The following is a 21,029-nucleotide window of genomic DNA, read 5'->3' on the forward strand; positions in this document are numbered from 1 at the left end:
CCATGTACCACCCAGCCCGCGTACCACTCCTTCGCCTGGAGGTCGCCCGCCTGCGCCGTCATTTCCCAATTACATGGTTGCGCGGCTCGGAAGCGATCAGTCAGCCGTACCTTTTCGAATTCGAGATCATCAACAAGGGTTCCGCTCTGGATCCCGCAAGCCTGATGTACAAATCCGTATTCATCAGTTTCAAAGGCGGCCATCACGGATTCAACGGGCAGATCCACGCCGTGACACGCAGCCACTACCAACCGGGCCCAGCCTGTTACAGGCTGAAAGTCGGGCCCCGCCTGGCTTGCCTCGGTCAGCGCAATAACCCGCGCCTGTTCCAGCATTTGAGTGCGACGCAGATCATCGCCCGCGTGCTGGAAGAGCATGGCATTCGCAAAGGCTCGTACCGTTTTGACCTGAAGACCGAATGCCGGGTACGCGATATCTGCACACAGTACCGGGAAACCGACCTGCAACTGGTCGAACGCCTGTGCAGCGAGGAAGGCATTCACTACCACTTTGTCCATTCGCGAGAACATCCCGAGCTGATCTTCGGCGATGGGCTACGCGGCTTCGCCCGCAGCGAAATCGCACCCTGGCGAGCCGTACCGCAGCAAGCGGGCATTACGAAATTCACAGTAGAGGCTTCGGGCGAAGATGCGCCAGGCAGCCGCGCCAGCGAAAAGGCCAGAGGCGCGAGCACGCTGCCGTTTGTCAGCGCCGGGCAACTGCTGCCAGTGGTCGACCATCCGGTTGCCGACTGGAACCACATGTGGCTGGTGACCGGGGTGGAACACGACGCGACACGTCACGATGACCGATCCAAAAGTCAGGATCCTTACTGCAACCGCTTTCAGGCTACCCCTTGGGAAGTCGGTTTCTGCCCGCCCCATCCTGCTGCGCGCGATAAGCCTCCAACGGTGCAGCGGGCCTGGGTTCTCGGTCCTGCCGGCCAGGAAGCCAGACGTGATCGCCATCGCCGCGTGCAGGTCCAGTTTGACTGGGGCCGTCAGGGCTACGGCGCGCGTTACAGCGATTGCTGGCTATCGCTGGCGTCCGGGCTGGACCTGCCGATGGTTGGCGGAATGGCGGTAGCGGTCAGCTTTGTCGACGGCGACATCGATCGTCCGCTCATCGTCGCGGGTCTGAATGCCTCGGCTGACAGCCAGCCTCGGCAGCCTGAGCCGCAGACCGCGCCAGAGCCGGATAGCGTGCGCATGCACCTCGACTGGCAGATGCTACTGGGCGAGAACCGCAGCCTGCGCATTGACGACGGGCCGACGCTGGATCTGCACGGGAACAACGAACTGACCGTCAGGGTCGGCGCCAGCCAGATCCGCCTTGATGCAGGCGGCCTGACCTTGATCAGCCCGCAAGTTACATTTGCCAGCCGCACCGCAGAGCCGGACCCCGATGAAACCCCGGGTTCAGCGGTCGAACCAGCCGTCCGTGCGGGTCAGCCGCCAGGCGATGGAACCCAGACTCAGACCACGCACAAGGGTGAAGGCCAGGAAGGTCAGCCATAGCGCGTGATTGCTCTGATGGCTGGCCACGGACGCAACGGGTGCGATCAACGCGACGCTCACCAGCATTGCGTTGCGCATTTCCCGGGCACGGGTTGCGCCGATGAACAGGCCGTCAAGCAGATAACTCCAGACCGCCAGCAGCGGCATGAGCGCCAGGTATGGCAGATAGGTAATCGCCGTCGCGCGGACCTCCGGGATGTCGGTTTGCAGACTGACGAACAGATGGCCGCCCGCCAGAAACAGCAAGGCGAAAACCATGCTGGCCAGCAGCGACCAGCCACCGGCCACCACCAGCGAGCGGCGCAAGGTGGTGCGGTCACGCGCGCCAATGGCGTGACCGCACAGCGCCTCGACGGCATGAGCCAGACCGTCCAGCGCGTGCGAGGTCAGCAACAGGCCGTTCAGCAACAGTGCATTGGCGGCGACTGTCGCATCCCCCAGTCGCGCGCCTTGCACCGTAATCAGGAACATGACCGACTGCAGCGCGAGGGTGCGCAGGAAGATATCGCGGTTGACGGCCAGCAAGGGCCGCCAGTTGCGCCAGTACTTCAATGCCGCCCAGACAATCTGCCCGGGCCAGGCGCGCAACCCTTGGCGAGTCAGCGCAAGACCGAGCAGCGCGCCCGTCCACTCAGCCAGTACCGAAGCACGCGCCGAGCCGACGACGCCCCAGTCCAGCCCGAGCACGAACCAGAGGTTGAGTACGATATTCACCACGTTGGTGGTCAGCAGGATCGCCAGCGGTGCCCGTGCGTTCTGCGTTCCGAGAAACCAGCCCACCAGCGCATAGCTGGCCAGCGCCGCAGGCAGACCGAACAGGCGGGTATGGAAAAATTCCAGCGTCATCTGCTGCAGGTCGGTCGACGGCTGCATCATGCTCAGTGCCAGATGGCTGAATGGCAGCGCAACCACCCCCAGCAGCAGAGCCAGGCCCAGCGCCATCAGTAGACCTTGCAGCAGCACCTGACGCAACGCCGCGCCGTCGTTGCGGCCCGCGGCCTGTGCGGCGAAGCCGGTGGTGCCCATGCGCAGAAAGCCCATCGCCCACGCAAGAAATGTATACAGGGTCGCACCCACCGCCACGGCGCCCAGTTGATGAGCGTGGGGCAAATGGCCGATCACCGCGCTGTCGACCAGGGCAACGAGCGGCACTGAAATGTTGGAGAGGATCATCGGCGCCGCCAGTGCCCAGACACGACCATGGGTGGGGCGATGACGCCAATCGGTTAACAAGGTGGACATGAAGACTCCCGGCAAGGCGTGCATTGTAGCGTCGGAAACGACGCCGTTCGCTCGGGTTGTGATAACGCTGTGACAGGCCAATTTGCCAGGGCCGACAGCAACAACGAAGCAGACTACAACAAGCGCTGAAATTTCCTACGTTACAGTTGAGAACGTAATCACAATCACAGGCTCGAAACGCGCGATTTGTCTCAAATTGTAAGGCCGACTGCTATATAGTCTGCGCCTCTCAACTGCCCGTTCGTGAGTGCCCCATGCTTAACAAAGGACTGTTCCTGGCCTGCGCGCTTGCGCTGCTGAGTGCCTGCGATTCCTCTTCCACCGACAAACCGGCGTCTGCCGCAGCGCCAGCCTCCCAAGCGGCGGTTGTCGAGACCAAACCCAAACCCGCCGTAGACCTCGCCGCGCTGAGCAAGCGTTATGCCGGCCGTGAGCTGACCGTCATCGACGTGTCTGAAATTCAGGTAGAAGGCGCCAGTACCCTGTCGGTCAGCTTTTCCGTACCGCTGGACCCGGAGCAGAAATTCGGCGAGAAGCTGCATCTGGTGGACAGCAAGAACGGCAAGGTGGACGGCGCATGGGAGCTCTCGGACAACCTGATGGAGCTGCGTCTGCGCCATCTGGAGCCCCAGCGCAAACTGGTGCTGACCGTCGACGCGGGCCTTGTGGCTGTCAATAAGGCGAAACTGGCCGCTGAATACATCAGCCGCCTGGAGACCCGCGACCTGCAGCCGACCGTAGGTTTCGCCAGCCGTGGCAGCCTGTTGCCGACTCGTCTGGCCGAGGGCCTGCCGGTCATCGCGCTGAACGTTGACAAGGTTGACGTCGAATTTTTCCGAATCAAATCCGATTCACTGCCCGGTTTCCTGAGCGAGTGGGAAGGTTCCACGTCGATGTCCAGCTACGGCTCCGAAGAACTGCTGCCGATGGCGGATCTGGTCTACGCAGGGCGCTTCGACCTCAAGCCGGCACGCAACACCCGCGAAACTCTGCTGCTGCCAATTGCCGGAATCAAGGCGCTGCAAGAGCCAGGCGTCTACCTCGCAGTGATGCGCGCTTCGGGCACCTACAGCTACTCGCAGCCGGCAACCCTGTTTACGCTCAGTGACATCGGGCTTTCGGTGCATCGCTTCAGCAATCGCCTGGACGTTTTCACTCAGGCGCTGGACGGCGGCAAGGCGCTGGGCAGTGTCGAAATCGACATCTATGACAACGACGGAAAGGTCGTGGCCCAGAGCAAGACCGACAGCGATGGCCATGCCCAATTGCCGTTACCTGCCAAGGCCGCCGTGGTGCTGGCGCACAAGGACGAGCAGACCAGCATGCTGCGCTTGAACAGCTCGGCGCTGGACCTGGCGGAGTTTGATATTTCCGGCCCGCAGGCTCATCCGTCGCAGTTCTTTATTTTCGGCCCGCGCGATCTCTATCGTCCGGGCGAGACCGTGCTGCTCAACGGCCTGCTGCGCGATGCCGACGGTAATCCGGTCAAACCGCAGCCGATCACGGTCGAAGTGCGTCGCCCGGACGATCAGGTCAGTCGCAAGTTCGTCTGGGAAGCCGACAGCACGGGCTTCTATCAGTATCAATTGCAATTGGCGGACGAAGCACCCACTGGCCGTTGGCAGTTGGTGTTCGATCTTGGCGACGGCAGGCCACAGCTGTATGAATTCAAAGTCGAAGACTTCCTGCCGGAACGTCTGGCACTGGAGCTCAAGGGCAGCGACGCCCCGGTCGCTCCGGCCGACAATCCCGAATTCGACATCACCGGCCGCTATCTCTACGGCGCGCCGGCATCGGGCAACAACCTGACCGGCCAGATTTACGTGCGCCCGCTGCGTGAAGCCGTACCTGCGCTGCCTGGTTATCAGTTCGGCTCGATCACCGAGGAAGACCTCAAGCACGATCTGGAACTGGAACCCAGCACGCTGGACGCCAACGGACATTCGGTCCTGACCGTGGAAAGCAAGTGGACCGCGGCCAAGTCTCCATTGCAGTTGATTCTGCAGGCCAGCCTGCAAGAGTCCGGCGGACGTCCGATTACCCGGCGTCTGGTGCAACCGATCTGGCCTGCTGAACAATTGCCGGGCGTTCGCCCACTGTTCGGTACCGGTACCGGTGGTGACGAATACGATGATGAGGCGAGCAACGGTGAAGCCCAGACCGATGGCGACGGCCCAGCCGAGTTCGAGATCGTCATGGCCGACAGCGCCGGCCGCAAGCTGGCCGCCGACAATCTTAAGGTGCGTCTGGTCCGCGAGCGCCGTGACTACTACTGGAACTACTCGGCCAGCGATGGCTGGAGTTACCACTTCAACGAAAAATTCCTCAACCTGAGCGAAGAGACAGTCAGCGTCCGCAAAGACTCCACAGCGAAAATCAGCTTTCCGGTCGAGTGGGGCCCGTACCGCGTCGAGGTGGAAGATCCTTCCACCGGCATGGTCAGCAGCATTCGGTTCTGGGCCGGTTACCGCTGGCAGGACAACACCGAGGGCGGCGCAGTGCGCCCTGATCAGGTCAAGCTCGCGCTGGATAAACCTGCTTACACCGACGGCGACACTGCGAAAGTGACGGTCACGCCACCTGCCGCAGGCAAGGGTTATCTGCTGGTCGAATCCAGCGAAGGTCCACTGTGGTGGAAGGAAATCGATGTTCCTGCCGAGGGCAAGGCGTATGGAATCCCGCTCGACAAGAAGTGGGCACGCCATGACCTGTATGTCACCGCGCTGGTAGTCCGCCCAGGCGAGCGCAAGGCCAACATCACCCCCAAGCGCGCCGTTGGCGTGCTGCACCTGCCGCTGGATCGTACGCAGCGCAAGCTCGCGCTGAGCATCACCGCTCCAGAGAAAATGCGCCCGAAACAGCCGCTCAAACTCAAGGTGGTCGCGAAGAACGCCGACGGCAGCGCGCCCAAGCAGGCACGCGTGCTGGTCTCGGCGGTCGATGTCGGCATTCTCAACATTACGTCCTATGCCACGCCCGATCCGTTCGCCAGTCTGTTCGGTCGCAAGGAGTACGGCGCGGACCAGCTGGATGTCTACGGCCAGCTCATCGAAGCGGGTCAGGGTCGTCTGGCCAGCATGGCTTTCGGTGGCGATGCCCTTGCCAAAGGCGGCAAGCGACCCGACACCAGCGTGACCATCGTCGCTCTGCAAAGCGCGGCAGTGACGCTCGACGACAAAGGTGAAGGCGAAGTCAGCGTCGACATCCCCGATTTCAACGGCGAGCTGCGGATCATGGCCCAGGCCTGGACCGAAGACCGGTATGGCATGGCCGAAGCCAAGACCGTGGTCGCGGCCCCGATCATTGCCGAGCTGTCGACACCGCGCTTCCTCGCTGGCGGCGACCAGACCAGCGTCGCGCTGGATGTGTCGAATCTGTCAGGCAAGGCCCAGAAGCTGGACGTCGCGATCAGCGCCGAAGGCCAATTGAGCGTGCCGGGTGGCGACCAGCTCAAGACCCTGCAACTCAAGCAGGGCCAGCGCGTCACCCTCAAAGTGCCAGTGGCGGCTCATGGCGGTCTTGGCCAGGGCAAGATCAAGGTGCTGGTCAACGGTCTGGAGCTGCCGGGTGAAAACCTGCCACCCTTCTCTCGCGAGTGGACCATCGGTGTGCGCCCGGCCTTCCCAGCCCAGCTGCGGCATTACCGCACTACGCTGACCGATCAGCCGTGGAGCCTGCCCGAAGGCGCGCTTGACGCGTTTGAATCTGCCGGACGTGAAGCACTGGTGTCGGTGTCGAGCCGTCCGCCGCTGAACCTCGGCGAGCAGATCCGTGCGTTGAAAGCCTACCCTTACGGTTGCCTGGAGCAGACCGCCAGCGGTCTGTACCCATCGCTCTACGCCGACGCCGCGACGCTCAAACGTCTGGGCCTGACCGGCGAGCCGGATGCCGAGCGCAAGCGCAAGGTGGAGATCGGCATCGAGCGGCTGCTGGGCATGCAGCGCTACAACGGCAGCTTCGGGTTGTGGGGTTCGGACAGCGAAGAGGAGTACTGGCTGACCGCATACGTGACCGACTTCCTGCTGCGCGCCCGCGATCAGGGCTACGCTGTGCCGCCGGACTCGCTGAAGAAAGCCAACGAGCGTCTGCTGCGCTATCTGCAGGATGGCGGTCAGGTGCAGGTCAACTACAGCCAGAACGCTGAACACACCCGCTTTGCCGTGCAGGCTTACGCCGGGCTCGTGCTGTCGCGCAGTCAGCAGGCTCCGCTGGCAGCCTTGCGCAGCCTGTTCGACCGTCGCACCGACGCCCGCTCCGGTCTGCCGCTGGTGCAACTGGCGGCAGCGCTGGAAAAGATGGGCGACAAACCGCGCGCCGAACTGGCATTGACCGCAGGGCTCGCCGCCGGACGCAAAGACGAATGGCTGGCCGATTACGGCAGCCCGCTACGCGACCAGGCGTTGATTCTTGCCCTGCTGGAAGAGAACGACATGGCGCGCGACAAGCGCGACGACCGCCTTTTCGCTCTGGCGGACGAAGTGGCCGCCAATCGCTACCTGTCGACGCAGGAAAGCAATTCGCTGTTTCTGGCCGGTCGCAACCTGCTCAACAAACCGCAAGCCGACTGGGCCGCGAAACTCTACAGCGGCGATCAGAGCTACGAACTGAGCAGCAAGCAGCCCGGGCTCAAGCTCGAAGGTCCGGCGCTGGCGTCGCCGCTGTCGGTGCAGAATGCAGGCAGCGAGCCGTTGTTCCAGCAACTGACCGTTTCCGGCTATCCGACACAACCGCCCGCGGCGGGCGGCGACAACCTCGGCATTCGTCGCGAGTACCTGACGTTGAGCGGCGCGCCGCTGAATGTCGGCACGTTGAAAACCGGGCAACTGGTGCTGGTGCATCTGGAGGTCGCCGCGCGGCAGCGAGTGCCTGATGCATTGGTCGTCGACCTGCTACCTGCTGGCCTGGAGCTGGAAAATCAGAATCTGGCGCAGAGCGCGGCCAGCCTTGAGGATGCCAGCGAATCGGTGAAGACCATTCGTGAGTCGATGGAAAACGCCGGCATCAAGCATCAGGAATATCGTGGTGACCGATATGTAGCGGCACTGGATATCGACGGCGGCAGCACTGTGCATCTGCTGTACCTGGCTCGCGCCGTGACGCCCGGGACTTATCGCGTACCGCCGCCGCAGGTGGAATCGATGTACCGGCCGAACTGGCAAGCGCTGGGCGATGCGCCCGCGCAGATGGTCGTCAAAGGCAAGTGATGTGAAACCTTCCCGCCGGTCGTGCCCGCTTGCGCAGGGGCACGATCCGGCGCGGGTCGGTGGATCAGTGCATGATCCAGCTCAGTAACCACAGCCCCAGCGCCAGCCAGATAATGCCCAGCACTATCGAGGCGCGCATGAAGGCGCGGATTGCCGAGTACAACAGCAACAACCCGATGACCAGCGCCACGATGCTGACCAGCGAGGTATCCATCCCCAGCGTGCGGGATAATCCCTCGACGAAATTTCCCCCCGCGTTGGTAAAGCCATTGAACAACCATGCCAAGCCATCGACGATGAAGCGGATCACCGCCCCGATTGCCTGTCCGAGCCATTCAAAAAAACCTTCTACCTGCATATGTCTGTCCTTATCGGGGTCTTGAAAAAAATGATCTGCTCGCTTTGGCTATCGCGCAGTGTGCCTGGTTCCGTGGATGATAAAGGCTCTTCGCAGTGAAACCCGCATTTACCGCACATCTGACTCGTCACCTCGGCCCGCTGGCGGCGCGCGTGCAGGCGAAATGCGCGGCGTCGCGCCTTTGCAGAGTGTTTCGCTGGCTGGCAGTCGCCATCTTGCTGGTGATCTCGCTGCTGTGGCTGGCCGACCGCATCTGGCCGCTTCCGCTCCCCAAGGACGACCTGGCTCGTGTGGTGCTGGCCGAAGACGGCACACCACTCTGGCGTTTCGCCGATGCCAATGGAGTCTGGCGTTACCCGATCAGCACCGATCAGGTTTCGCCGTATTACCTTCAGGCGCTGCTGACCTACGAAGATCGCTGGTTCTACAGCCATCCCGGGGTCAATCCGCTGGCACTGGCGCGGGCAGCCTGGCAAAACCTCAGCGATGCGCGGGTCGTTTCCGGCGGCAGCACCCTGTCGATGCAGGTGGCGCGCCTGCTCGATCCGCATTCGCGGACGCTGCCGGGCAAGACTCGCCAGCTGTGGCGCACGCTACAGCTTGAATGGCACCTCTCCAAGGAACAGATTCTCGGCATCTATCTCAACCGCGCGCCCTTTGGCGGCACGTTGCAGGGCGTCGCCGCAGCCAGTTGGGCGTATCTGGGTAAATCGCCACGGAACCTGACCCGCTCCGAAGCGGCCCTGCTGGCCGTCCTGCCCCAGGCCCCGAGCAGGTTGCGACCGGACCGGCACCCGCAACGGGCGCAGGTTGCCCGAGACAAAGTGCTACGCCGTCTGGCCGAGTTTCAGGTGTGGCCGCAGGCAAGCATCGATGAAGCGCTGGAAGAGCCTTTGCTGCTGGCGCCCCGTCAGGAGCCGAGCCTGGCGCCGTTGCTGGCCAGGCGTCTGAACCGCCCCAACAGCCCGCCGCTGATTCGCACAACCCTGGATGCCACGCTGCAACGCCGCATGGAAGACCTGTTGCTGGGCTGGCGTGCGCGCCTGCCGGAACGCACCTCGGCGGCGATTCTGGTGGTCGAAGCGGAAACCATGGCGGTACGCGCTTATGTGGGCTCGGTGGATATCAATGATGCCAAGCGCTTCGGTCACGTCGACATGGTCACGGCGCTGCGCTCGCCGGGTTCGACCCTCAAACCGTTCCTGTACGGCATGGCGATGGATGCCGGGCTGATCCACTCGGAATCGCTGCTGCAGGACGTGCCGCGCCGTTACGGCGATTACCGTCCCGGCAACTTTTCCACCGGCTTCGGCGGACCGGTGGCCGCCAGTTCCGCGCTGTCGATGTCGCTCAATCTGCCGGCCGTGCAGCTGCTGGAGGTCTACGGGCCGAAGCGCTTCGCCGCAGAGTTGCGCAACGGTGGCATCCCGCTGACGTTGCCGCCGCTGGCCGAGCCGAACCTGGCGCTGATTCTGGGTGGCGCGGGTAGCCGCCTGGAAGAACTGGTGGCCGGATACAGTGCCTTTGCCCGAGGCGGGAAAAGCGCCGACATCCGCCTGCAGCCCGACGACCGCCTGCGGGAGCGTCGAATGATGTCGCCGGGCGCGGCCTGGATCATCCGGCGGATTCTCAGTGGTCAGTCACGCCCCGACATCGATCCGCGGGCCGAGCTGGTCCAGCGCCCGCAACTGGCCTGGAAGACCGGCACCAGTTATGGCTTTCGTGATGCCTGGGCGATTGGCGTAGGCCCGCGCTTTCTGGTCGGCGTCTGGATAGGTCGCCCGGACGGCACGCCGGTGCCCGGACAGTTCGGTCTGGCTTCGGCGGCACCTTTGATGCTTCAGGTACACGACGTGCTGGTCAACCGCGACAGCCAGCGCGGCATCGCCACGCCGATCCAGCCGGTGCCGATGAACATCGGTGTCGCGGCGATCTGCTGGCCGCTGGGCCAGCCCATGAGCAAGAGCGACCCGAACTGCCGGCGTCAGCGTTTCGCCTGGACGCTGGACGGTACTACGCCGCCAACCTTGCAGGCCACCGATCAGCCGCTGGGCCTGGGTCTGCAGGAACGGATCTGGGTCAATGACGCAGGGTTGCGCGTGGGTGCCGGATGTCCGCAAGCGCAGCCACGCGACGTTGCCTTGTGGCCCGCGCCGCTGGAGCCATGGTTGCCGCGTACTGAACGCCGCGAGGCGCGATTGCCAGCAGTAGATCCGGCCTGCCCACCGCACAGCCTCAACCTCGCACCGCCGCTGAGCATCGTCGGCGTACGCGACGGCGACAACCTGCGCTTGCCCGGCGCGAGCCGCCAGCCGCTACGCCTCAAACTCTCGGCGCTGGGTGGCAGCGGCCGGCGCTGGTGGTTCATCGACGGCGCGCAGGTGGCAGACACCGATAACCAGCAGGACTTCACCACCACTCTGATGCGCCAGGGCCGCTACGAACTGAGCGTGCTCGACGAAAGCGGCCAGACCGCGCGCGTGGAATTCAATGTGGTGGACTGAACGCGGGCCCAGTGGGTCTGGCCACGGTAGGAGCGGACTTGTCCGCGAAAGGTCGGTACAGCCGCAAGATTTGTGTCGTCCATGCCTGACTCTTCGCGGACAAGTCCGCTCCCACGGGCACAGCCGGGCGCAGTTGGTTATCATGCGCGGACTTTCGAAATGCGAGGCCGCCATGCGCCGCTTGTTTTGCCTGTTGCTGTTGATCCTGGCCCTGCCTGCCGCCGGTGCCGGCCTGCTGGATAATCGCCCTGCGCCGACGTTCGGTGGCGCAACACTGGATAACAGCAAGGAATTTCTCCCCGTTCGTCAGGCCTTCCAGCTCAGCCTGATCGAAACCACGCCTCAGTCGGTGAAGCTGCGCTTCGTGGCGACTGAAGGCTATTACCTGTATCGCCATCGCTTCCAGTTCCGCACCGAGCCTGCCGATATCGGCCTCGGCGCGGCGCAGTTACCACAAGGCGAAAAGAAGCATGATGAGTACTTCGGCGACGTCGAGGTCTACCACGGCATTCTGGACATCGACCTGCCACGCAACCCCGATGACCAGCGCCCTTTCACGCTCGCGGTCACGTATCAAGGCTGTGCGGACAAGGGCCTGTGCTATCCCCCGGAAACCGAACGCCTGACCATTGGCGACGTGAGCGCTTCGCCGTCGGATAGCGCCCTGCCCACAACGCTACCCGGCTGGACCTGGAAAGAGCTGGCACTGTTTTTCCTTGCAGGTATTGGTCTGACATTCACGCCCTGCGTGCTGCCGATGCTGCCGATCCTGTCCGGCGTAGTATTGCGCGGCCAGGTCGGCGGCCTGCGCGGTTTGAGCCTTTCGCTGGCTTACGTATTGCCGATGGCGATCTGCTTTGCTCTGCTGGGCGCTCTGATGGGCGTGTTCGGAGCCGGTCTCAACCTGCAAGCGCGGCTACAGTCGGCCTGGGTGTTGGTGCCGTTTTCAGCCTTCTTCGTCATCTTTGCCGTCGCGATGTTCGGCGTCTTCGAGCTGCGCCTCCCACAAGCCATCAGCAATCGCCTTGACCGGATCGCGGGTAAGACCGAAGGTGGCTCGTTATGGGGCGCGGCGGTATTGGGCGTCGTCTCCAGCCTGCTGGTTTCGCCGTGCGTTTCGGCACCATTGGCCGGTGCGCTGCTGTACATCAGTGCCAGCGGCGACGCCATCGGCGGCGCCTTGAAACTCTTTGCGCTGGGCCTGGGCATGGGCGCGCCGCTGCTGCTGGTCGCCACCGGTGGCGCGGCCTGGCTGCCAAAAAGCGGCCCTTGGCTGGTGACTGTGAAGAACGCCATCGGCGTGTTGCTGCTGGCGCTCGCCATCGGTCTGCTGAGTCGCGTTCTGCCGGGGCAGGTCACGCTGTTGCAGGTGGGCCTGCTCGGCGCGGGTGTCGCCCTGTTTCTCGGCGCACTGGAATTCACCGACAAAACGCCTCGCCAAAAGCTTGCCCAACTCATCGGGTTGTTTTTGTTGGTCTACGCTCTGGCATGCTGGTACGGCGCGTTAAGCGGTCAGACCGACCCGATGCGACCTCTCGGTCGAGCGGTACCAGCACTCGGCAACGGCGCGGCAGCAACGGTCGCAAGCTCGCAGTGGCAGACCATCAGTACCGCCGCAGAACTTGACCGGGTGTTGAACGAGGCGAAAAACGCCGGCAAGCCGTTGCTGCTCGACTGGTACGCCGACTGGTGCATCAGCTGCAAAGTCATCGAGCACGAAGTGTTGCCGGATCCGCAAGTCATTGAGCGTCTGTCGGGGTACAACCTTGTCCGATTCGACATGACTGAGAGCAACGCCGAGCAACGCGCTTTACTCGACCGCTACAAACTGTTCGGCCCGCCTGCCCTTCTGTTTTTCGATAAAGCCGGTAAAGAGATGGCGAAAATCAGGGTGGTGGGAGAAATCGACGCTCAGGGGCTCGTGGAGCGCCTGAATGGAGCAAATGACCAAATCTAGGTCGTGAGTCATAAACTTTGCGCGAATGTCGCTCATCGTGTTGGCTACTGTGGTTAACTGGACAGTCCATTGCCCTTCCGGCATAGTCGCCGGGCGTTAACGCTCGCAGACAATAAAAGGAACATTCAATGGCGACTATCCTGGTCCTTCACGGCCCCAACCTGAACCTGCTCGGCACCCGGGAACCCGGCGTCTACGGCACGATCACCCTGGCGCACATCAATCAGGATCTGGAGCAGCGCGCTCGCGATGCCGGGCACCATCTGATGTATCTGCAAAGCAATGCCGAGTACGAATTGATCGATCGCATTCACGCCGCTCGCGATGAAGGCGTGGATTTCATCCTGATCAATCCGGCGGCGTTTACGCACACAAGCGTGGCAATACGTGACGCGCTGCTGGGAGTGAGCATCCCATTCATCGAAGTGCATTTGTCGAACGTGCACAAACGCGAACCTTTCCGCCATCACTCCTACTTTTCAGACGTCGCTGTAGGAGTGATCTGCGGCCTTGGCGCCAGCGGATACCGACTGGCCCTGGAGGCCGCCCTGGAACAACTGGCCGTTAGCTCCAAGCCGTGACCGGCATAGCCTGACGCTGGTCGGCGGGCTTGAACCGGCCGCCGAAAAATACCCCTGACAGACCCTTGGGAGTTGATGATTAATGGATATTCGCAAAGTCAAGAAACTGATCGAACTGCTGGAAGAGTCCGGCATCGACGAGCTGGAAATCCGTGAAGGCGAAGAATCCGTACGGATCAGCCGTCACAGCAAAACCCCGGCACAGCCTTACTACGCGCCTGCTCCGGTCGCAGCGCCAGCCGCTCCAGCACCGGCCGCAGCACCGATTGCCGCAGCCGCGGAAGCACCATCGGCACCCAAGCTGAACGGTCACGTGGTCAAGTCGCCAATGGTCGGCACCTTCTACCGCACTCCGGCACCTACTTCGCCTGCATTCGTCGAAGTCGGCCAGACCGTGAAGAAAGGCGACACCATTTGCATCGTCGAAGCGATGAAAATGATGAACCACATCCAGGCCGAAGCCAGCGGTGTGATCGAATCCATCCTGGTAGAAAACGGTCAGCCGGTTGAATTTGACCAGCCGCTGTTCACTATCGTTTGAACCGGGGAGAGCCTGCGATGTTGGAAAAAGTTCTGATCGCCAACCGCGGCGAAATTGCCTTGCGCATCTTGCGTGCCTGTAAGGAACTGGGCATCAAGACCGTCGCTGTACACTCAACGGCAGATCGCGAGTTGATGCACCTGGGCCTGGCGGACGAAACCGTCTGCATCGGTCCGGCACCCGCCAACCTGTCGTACCTGAACATTCCGGCGATCATCTCCGCCGCCGAAGTGACCGGCGCCACGGCGATTCACCCCGGCTACGGCTTTCTGGCGGAAAACGCTGACTTCGCCGAACAGGTCGAAAAATCAGGTTTTGCGTTCATCGGCCCGAAAGCCGACACCATTCGCCTGATGGGCGACAAGGTGTCTGCCAAGGACGCCATGAAACGCGCCAACGTGCCGACCGTTCCCGGCTCCGACGGCCCGCTGCCGGAAGACGAAGAAACCGCGCTGCGCATTGGCCGTGAAGTCGGCTACCCGGTGATCATCAAAGCCGCCGGTGGCGGTGGTGGTCGCGGCATGCGCGTGGTTCATCGCGAAGAAGAGCTGATCGAAGCGGCTGCCCAGACTCGCGCCGAAGCGGCCGCCTGGTTCAGCAACCCGATGGTCTATCTGGAAAAGTACCTGACCAACCCACGCCACGTGGAAGTCCAGGTCATTTCCGACGGCCAGGGCAACGCGATTCACCTGGGCGACCGTGATTGCTCGTTGCAGCGTCGTCACCAGAAAGTTCTGGAAGAAGCGCCGGCACCGTTCATCGACGAACAAGCCCGCAAGGACGTGTTCGCCGCCTGCGTCAAGGCGTGTATCGATATTGGCTACCGCGGTGCGGGTACTTTCGAGTTCCTGTACGAAAACGGCCGTTTCTACTTCATCGAAATGAACACCCGTGTCCAGGTAGAACACCCGGTATCGGAGATGATCACCGGCATCGACATCGTCAAGGAGATGCTGAGCATCGCCGCTGGCAACAAGCTGTCGTTCACCCAGGACGATGTGATCTTCAAGGGTCACGCGCTGGAATGCCGGATCAACGCTGAAGATCCACAGACGTTCATTCCGAGCCCCGGTCTGGTCAAGCACTTCCACGCGCCAGGCGGCAACGGCGTACGGGTGGACTCGCACCTGTACAGCGGCTACAAGGTTCCGTCCAATTACGACTCGTTGATCGGCAAGCTGATCACCTGGGGCGCGACCCGTGACGAAGCCATGGCTCGCATGCGCAACGCTCTGGACGAGATCGTGGTTGACGGTATCAAGACCAATATCCCGCTGCACCGGGATCTGACCCGCGATGAAGGCTTCTGCGAAGGCGGCGTCAACATCCACTACCTGGAACACAAACTGGCCAATCAATAAGCCCGTGTGTTTCAGAACAATAAAGCCGCAGTGATGCGGCTTTGTTGTTTGCGGCGCTTAGAAGTAAACTTGCCGGCTTTCGCGGCCCGCCGCACCTCTATTCCGAATCGAAGGTAATCCGCCATGCCTTGGCTGCAAGTCCGCCTCGCCATCAGCCCAGAACAAGCCGAAACCTACGAAGACGCACTCCTTGAAGTCGGCGCGGTTTCCGTGACGTTCATGGACGCCGAAGATCAACCGATCTTCGAGCCGGAACTCAACACCACGCCGCTGTGGGCCCACACCCACCTGCTGGCCCTTTTCGAAGCCGACACCGACGCCGATCTGGCGCTGTCACACCTGCGCCTGCTGACCGGCACCGATCTGCCCGAGCACAGCGCGGAGGTCATCGAAGACCAGGACTGGGAACGCAGCTGGATGGACAACTTCCAGCCGATGCGTTTCGGTCAGCGCCTGTGGATCGTGCCAAGCTGGCACGCCGCGCCGCAACCCGACGCCGTCAACCTGCTGCTCGATCCGGGTCTGGCATTCGGCACCGGCACCCATCCGACCACCGCGCTATGCCTGGAATGGCTGGACGGCCAGGATCTCAAAGGCTGCAACGTGCTGGATTTCGGCTGCGGCTCGGGAATTCTCGCCATCGCTGCCCTGCTGCTGGGCGCCGAGCAGGCCGTCGGCACCGACATCGACGTGCAGGCACTCGAAGCCTCCCGCGATAACGCCGGCCGCAACGCTATCGCTGCCGAACGCTTCCCGCTGTACCTGCCGCAAGATCTGCCGCAAGAGCAAGCCGACGTGCTGCTGGCCAACATCCTGGCCGGCCCGCTGGTTTCTCTCGCGCCGCAGCTGTCAACGCTGGTCAGGCCCGGTGGCCGCCTGGCCCTGTCGGGCATCCTTGCCGAACAGGGCGAAGAAGTCGCCGCGGCCTATGCTGCTACATTCGATCTTGACCCGATTGCGAACCGTGATGGCTGGGTACGCATCACGGGCCGTCGCCGTTAACCGCCGCCTGAACCGGACAGCCGCATGACCGACAGCTTCGTCACGCAGTGCCCGCACTGCCAAACCAGTTTCAGAGTCAGCCACGCACAACTGAGCGTGGCACGCGGCGTCGTGCGTTGCGGCGCCTGCCTGCAGGTCTTCAACGCTGCCCGGCAACTGCTTGAGCAGCGTACCGCCAGCGAGCCGCCGGTCATCGCCGCCCAGCCTGAGCCGCAGCTTGTCACTCCATCACAGGCAACACCCGCGCGCCCGGCACCTGTCGAGGATGAAGATCCGTGGCAGGTGAGCGAGCTTGACCTCGACAACCTGAACCTCGACGAAGAACTGGCTCGCCTCGAAAAGCGTGACGGCCAACGCCACAACGCCTACTCGCTCCCAGCAGCCCGCAGCGAAGAAGCAAACCTGACAGCGCGCCGCGACACTGCGCAGTCCGATGACGCCGCCTGGGTGGGCACGCTGCATAACGACGAGGTCGAGCAACTTCCTGAATTGCACGCTGAAGTTATCCCCGATCCGGAGCCGGAACCTCAGCAGGCGCACGCCCCGCTCGACGATCAGCGCACCGAGCCGTCGCTGGGAGCCGGCCATGACGAGGATGAGGACGAGCGCACCACACCGCCATTCGGCCCGCGCGCGGGCATCGTCGCCGAGAAAAGCGACAAGACGGAGCGCTGGTCGGCACGCGACGACGACGAGGACCTGGACGAAGATGAGCCCGAGCACGACGTTCGAGGCAAGCGTGCGCGCAACGAACCCGCGGTTCGCGACCAGACGCTGCTGGACCTGAGCGATGACCCGCTGCAGCTGGACTGGAAGCGACCGAAACCGCGCTGGGGTCGCCGTCTGGCCTGGGGGCTGCTGATTCTGCTGGCCTTGATCGGCCTTGCCGGGCAGTACATCTGGTACCACTTCGATCAGTTGGCCCGTCAGGACCAGTACCGCCCATGGTTCCAGCAGCTCTGCCCGCAGCTGGGTTGCAAGGTGCCGTCCAAGGTCGAAATCTCGCTACTCAAAAGCAGCAATCTGGTAGTTCGCAGCCACCCCGAATTTCAGGGTGCGCTGGTGGTCGACGCCATCATCTATAACCGGGCTTCATTTTCTCAACCTTTCCCGCTGCTCGAACTACGGTTCGCCGATACCGGCGGTCAGCTGATTGCCAGTCGTCGGTTCAAACCCAGCGAATACCTGAGCGGCGAAATGGCGGGCAAGGAAGAGATGCCACCGCAAACTCCGATCCACATTGCGTTGGACATCCTCGATCCGGGCGCAAAGGCGGTGAATTACAGCCTGTACTTTCGATCTCCCGAATAACCCGTTCGAGGGGATCGGCAACCGCGCGGCAGAAACCTCCGTAAGCAGTTTCATACGCTGAAGCCAGCATGATCGCTGACGTTCACAGCTGTAACGCGCCTTGCCCACGCATACGGCGATAAGAAAATAGCTGTTCAGATTTTATCCAATTCAGCCTTTATCCAGTCATCGAGAGCGGGTATCATGCCAACCCTTTTTCAAACTCTCGGTTCGGTCTGACGGTTGCGAGAGCAACTGGACGGCGGGACCGTTGCAGACCGTGTGCAACGGTTTTTTACGCGGCCTGCGAATGATTCGGCCCCACGATAGGTAAAGCTATGTCGGCGGTACGCATCGGCCCATACACATTGCAGAACGGCTTGATTCTCGCCCCTATGGCGGGCGTCACCGATCAGCCTTTCCGCCAGTTGTGCCGCCAGCTGGGTGCAGGGTTGGTCGTGTCGGAAATGGTCACCAGCGACATGAGTCTCTGGAACAGCCGCAAATCGCGTCTGCGCATGGTCCATGAAGGTGATCCCGAGCCACGCTCGGTACAGATCGCCGGCGGCGACCCGCAGATGCTGGCGGATGCGGCACGCGCCAATGTCGAACTGGGTGCCCAGATCATCGACATCAATATGGGCTGTCCGGCCAAGAAGGTCTGCAACAAGGCCGCGGGCTCGGCGCTTTTGAAAGACGAACAGCTGGTGACCGAGATCCTGCAGGCCGTGGTGGCCGCGGTCGATGTGCCGGTCACCTTGAAGATCCGCACTGGATGGGATCGCGACAACCGCAACGGTCTGACCGTAGCGAAGATCGCCGAGCAGGCCGGCATCCAGGCGCTGGCCGTGCATGGCCGGACCCGCGCCGATCTGTACACCGGTGAAGCCGAGTACGACACCATCGCCTGTATCAAGCAGGCGGTGTCGATTCCGGTGTTCGCCAATGGCGACATAGATTCACCCGAGAAAGCCCGGTATGTGCTGCAGGCCACCGGCGCCGACGGGTTATTGATAGGCCGGGCCGCCCAGGGGCGCCCATGGATTTTTCGCGAGATAGAACACTACCTGCGCACCGGCGAAATACTGCCTGCGCTGGAGCTGAGTGAAGTGGAACGCATCCTGCTCGAACATCTGGCAGCGCTGCACTCGTTCTACGGTGATGTGATGGGCGTGCGTATTGCACGCAAGCATGTCGGTTGGTATCTCGCAACCTTGCCGGGCGCCAGGGAGTTTCGCGCCCGTTTCAATCGTTTGGAAGATACGGAAGCACAGTGCGCCAACGTCCGGGAGTTCTTCAGCCAAGGCTGCAAGGGCCCGGATAACCAGAATGAGAACGAGGTGGCCGCATGACGATGATGACCGAGACTTTAGTGAGTGGACCCACGCCCGTGAGCGACAACGTCAATTTGAAACAGCACCTCAATACGCCGAGCGAAGAGGGTCAGACCCTGCGCGGAAGCGTCGAGAAGGCGCTGCACAATTATTTCGCCCACCTTGAAGGCGCTTCCGTCACTGACGTCTACAACCTGGTGTTGTCGGAGGTCGAGGCCCCGCTGCTCGAAAGCGTGATGAACTACGTCAAGGGCAACCAGACCAAGGCATCGGAGCTGCTGGGTCTGAATCGCGGCACCTTGCGCAAGAAACTCAAACAGTACGATCTGCTTTAAGCATTCAAAACAGAAAAAGCGACCTCACTTGCACAGCGGTCGCTTTTTTTTGCTGATTCCTTTTGCTTTTGATGGAAATCGAGATGACCGACCAGACTACCCGCCTGCCGATCCGCCGCGCTTTGATCAGCGTTTCCGACAAGACAGGCATCCTCGAATTCGCCCGCGAGCTTGAAGCGCTGGGTGTTGAGATCCTCTCCACTGGCGGGACGTTCAAGCTGCTCAAGGACAACGGCGTTGCGGCAGTGGAAGTTGCCGACTACACCGGTTTTGCCGAGATGATGGACGGTCGGGTCAAGACCCTGCACCCGAAGATCCATGGCGGTATCCTCGGCCGTCGCGGCATCGACGATGCCATCATGAACGAGCACGGTATCAAGCCGATCGATCTGGTCGCGGTCAATCTCTACCCTTTCGAAGCAACGGTTTCCAAACCGGGCTGTGATTTGCCGACAGCCATCGAGAACATCGATATCGGCGGTCCGACCATGGTTCGCTCCGCGGCCAAGAATCACAAGGACGTCGCTATCGTCGTCAACGCCAGCGACTACGGCCAGGTGCTGGAAAGCCTCAAGGCCGGCGGCCTGACCTACGCCCAGCGCTTCGACCTGATGCTCAAGGCGTTCGAACACACCGCCGCCTACGACGGCATGATCGCGAACTACCTGGGCGGCATCGACCAGACAGCCGAAACCCTGAGCACCGAAGGCCGCAGCCAGTTCCCGCGCACCTTCAACACTCAGTTCGTCAAGGCTCAGGAAATGCGCTACGGCGAGAACCCGCACCAGAGCGCGGCGTTCTACGTCGAAGCCAAGCCTGCCGAAGTCGGCGTCGCCACCGCGACCCAATTGCAGGGCAAGGAGCTTTCGTTCAACAACGTGGCCGACACCGATGCCGCGCTGGAATGCGTAAAGAGCTTCGTCAAGCCGGCCTGCGTGATCGTCAAGCATGCCAACCCGTGCGGCGTATCGGTCTGCCCGGATGACGAGGGCGGAATCCGCAAGGCCTATGACCTGGCTTACGCGACCGACAGCGAGTCCGCGTTCGGCGGCATCATCGCCTTCAACCGTGAGCTGGATGCAGAGACAGCCAAGGCCATTGTCGAGCGTCAGTTCGTTGAAGTCATCATCGCGCCAAGCGTCAGCGCCGAAGCCCAGGCCATCGTCGCCGCCAAGGCCAATGTGCGCCTGCTGACCTGTGGCCAGTGGGGCGAGCGTCTGCCGGCGTGGGATTACAAACGTGTCAACGGCGGCCTGCTGGTGCAGAGCCGTGACATCGGCATGATCGGCGCTGACGATCTGAAAGTCGTCACCCAGCGCGCGCCGAGCGAACAGGAAATCCATGACCTGATCTTCGCCTGGAAAGTGGCCAAATACGTCAAATCCAACGCCATCGTTTACGCCAGAAACCGTCAGACCGTCGGCATCGGCGCAGGCCAGATGAGCCGCGTCAACTCGGCGCGTATCGCAGCGATCAAAGCGGAGCACGCCGGCCTTCAGGTGCAGGGCGCGGTCATGGCTTCCGATGCGTTCTTCCCGTTCCGCGACGGCATCGACAATGCTGCCAAGGCTGGCATCACTGCAGTGATCCAGCCGGGTGGTTCGATGCGTGATAACGAAGTGATCGCAGCGGCGGACGAAGCCGGGATTGCGATGGTGTTCACGGGCATGCGCCACTTCCGTCATTGATCCGACACGTTGTGGGAGCGGACTTGTCCGCGAAGACTGTATTCCAGACCCAGTTGATGCTGCGGATGTAATTGCCTCTTCGCGGACAAGTCCGCTCCTACCAATGAAAGCCGCA

Annotated in this window: 14 protein-coding genes; 12 read left to right on the forward strand and 2 right to left on the reverse strand. The window is 62.2% G+C overall.

Going from position 1 to position 21,029, the window contains the following annotated elements:
• Window positions 1-2: 2 nt before the first annotated feature.
• Complete coding sequence (locus J3P77_RS19650; RefSeq protein ID WP_434678236.1) at window positions 3-1,517, forward strand: type VI secretion system Vgr family protein; 1,515 nt, start codon at window positions 3-5, stop codon at window positions 1,515-1,517.
• Here J3P77_RS19650 and J3P77_RS19655 read toward each other — a convergent pair.
• Window positions 1,419-2,759: an MATE family efflux transporter gene (locus J3P77_RS19655; protein WP_434678237.1), complete on the reverse strand. Its 1,341-nt coding sequence runs from the start codon at window positions 2,757-2,759 to the stop codon at window positions 1,419-1,421. The two genes, J3P77_RS19650 and J3P77_RS19655, sit on opposite strands and share 99 nt — an antisense overlap.
• 254 nt (window positions 2,760-3,013) lie before the next feature.
• Here J3P77_RS19655 and J3P77_RS19660 point away from each other — a divergent pair, with 254 nt between their 5' ends.
• Window positions 3,014-7,963 carry an alpha-2-macroglobulin family protein gene (locus tag J3P77_RS19660; RefSeq protein WP_434678238.1) on the forward strand — a complete coding sequence of 1,650 codons (4,950 nt, stop codon included), beginning with the start codon at window positions 3,014-3,016 and terminating at the stop codon, window positions 7,961-7,963.
• A gap of 64 nt (window positions 7,964-8,027) precedes the next feature.
• On the opposite strand, the gene J3P77_RS19665 is transcribed toward J3P77_RS19660, so the two are convergent.
• Entirely contained in the window at window positions 8,028-8,321 is a 294-nt protein-coding gene (locus J3P77_RS19665) for a hypothetical protein (RefSeq protein WP_434678239.1), read from the reverse strand.
• Window positions 8,322-8,509: 188 nt separating this feature from the next.
• Between J3P77_RS19665 and pbpC the strand changes: the two genes are divergently transcribed.
• The 10 genes from pbpC (at window position 8,510) to purH (ending at window position 20,914) form a co-directional block, all read left to right on the forward strand.
• Window positions 8,510-10,825, forward strand: coding sequence for a peptidoglycan glycosyltransferase PbpC (pbpC, locus tag J3P77_RS19670; protein ID WP_434682077.1), 2,316 nt, complete (start codon window positions 8,510-8,512; stop codon window positions 10,823-10,825).
• Between the two features lie 172 nt (window positions 10,826-10,997).
• On the forward strand, window positions 10,998-12,782 hold the full coding sequence (locus tag J3P77_RS19675) for a protein-disulfide reductase DsbD (protein WP_434678240.1): 1,785 nt from the start codon (window positions 10,998-11,000) through the stop codon (window positions 12,780-12,782).
• Window positions 12,783-12,910: 128 nt separating this feature from the next.
• Window positions 12,911-13,363 carry a type II 3-dehydroquinate dehydratase gene (aroQ, locus tag J3P77_RS19680; RefSeq protein WP_434678241.1) on the forward strand — a complete coding sequence of 151 codons (453 nt, stop codon included), beginning with the start codon at window positions 12,911-12,913 and terminating at the stop codon, window positions 13,361-13,363.
• A gap of 82 nt (window positions 13,364-13,445) precedes the next feature.
• A complete protein-coding gene (accB, locus tag J3P77_RS19685) occupies window positions 13,446-13,904 on the forward strand; it encodes an acetyl-CoA carboxylase biotin carboxyl carrier protein (protein WP_434678242.1) in 459 nt (152 codons plus the stop codon).
• A 17-nt stretch (window positions 13,905-13,921) separates the two neighbouring features.
• Entirely contained in the window at window positions 13,922-15,265 is a 1,344-nt protein-coding gene (accC, locus tag J3P77_RS19690) for an acetyl-CoA carboxylase biotin carboxylase subunit (RefSeq protein ID WP_434678243.1), read from the forward strand.
• A gap of 123 nt (window positions 15,266-15,388) precedes the next feature.
• A complete protein-coding gene (prmA, locus tag J3P77_RS19695; RefSeq protein ID WP_434678244.1) occupies window positions 15,389-16,267 on the forward strand; it encodes a 50S ribosomal protein L11 methyltransferase in 879 nt (292 codons plus the stop codon).
• A 24-nt stretch (window positions 16,268-16,291) separates the two neighbouring features.
• The gene (locus tag J3P77_RS19700) at window positions 16,292-17,578 is read left to right on the forward strand and encodes a DUF3426 domain-containing protein (protein ID WP_434678245.1); all 1,287 of its coding nucleotides are present in this window, start codon (window positions 16,292-16,294) and stop codon (window positions 17,576-17,578) included.
• 317 nt (window positions 17,579-17,895) lie between these two features.
• Complete coding sequence (gene dusB, locus J3P77_RS19705; protein WP_434678246.1) at window positions 17,896-18,909, forward strand: tRNA dihydrouridine synthase DusB; 1,014 nt, start codon at window positions 17,896-17,898, stop codon at window positions 18,907-18,909.
• Window positions 18,906-19,226: a DNA-binding transcriptional regulator Fis gene (gene fis / locus J3P77_RS19710; protein ID WP_434678247.1), complete on the forward strand. Its 321-nt coding sequence runs from the start codon at window positions 18,906-18,908 to the stop codon at window positions 19,224-19,226. Before dusB ends, fis begins: the two co-directional genes overlap by 4 nt.
• An 83-nt stretch (window positions 19,227-19,309) precedes the next feature.
• Complete coding sequence (purH, locus tag J3P77_RS19715; RefSeq protein ID WP_434678248.1) at window positions 19,310-20,914, forward strand: bifunctional phosphoribosylaminoimidazolecarboxamide formyltransferase/IMP cyclohydrolase; 1,605 nt, start codon at window positions 19,310-19,312, stop codon at window positions 20,912-20,914.
• The last annotated feature ends 115 nt before the right edge of the window (window positions 20,915-21,029 follow it).

The sequence above is a fragment of the Pseudomonas sp. R1-18 genome (genome assembly GCF_051132095.1).
In the GTDB taxonomy this organism is placed as follows: domain Bacteria; phylum Pseudomonadota; class Gammaproteobacteria; order Pseudomonadales; family Pseudomonadaceae; genus Aquipseudomonas.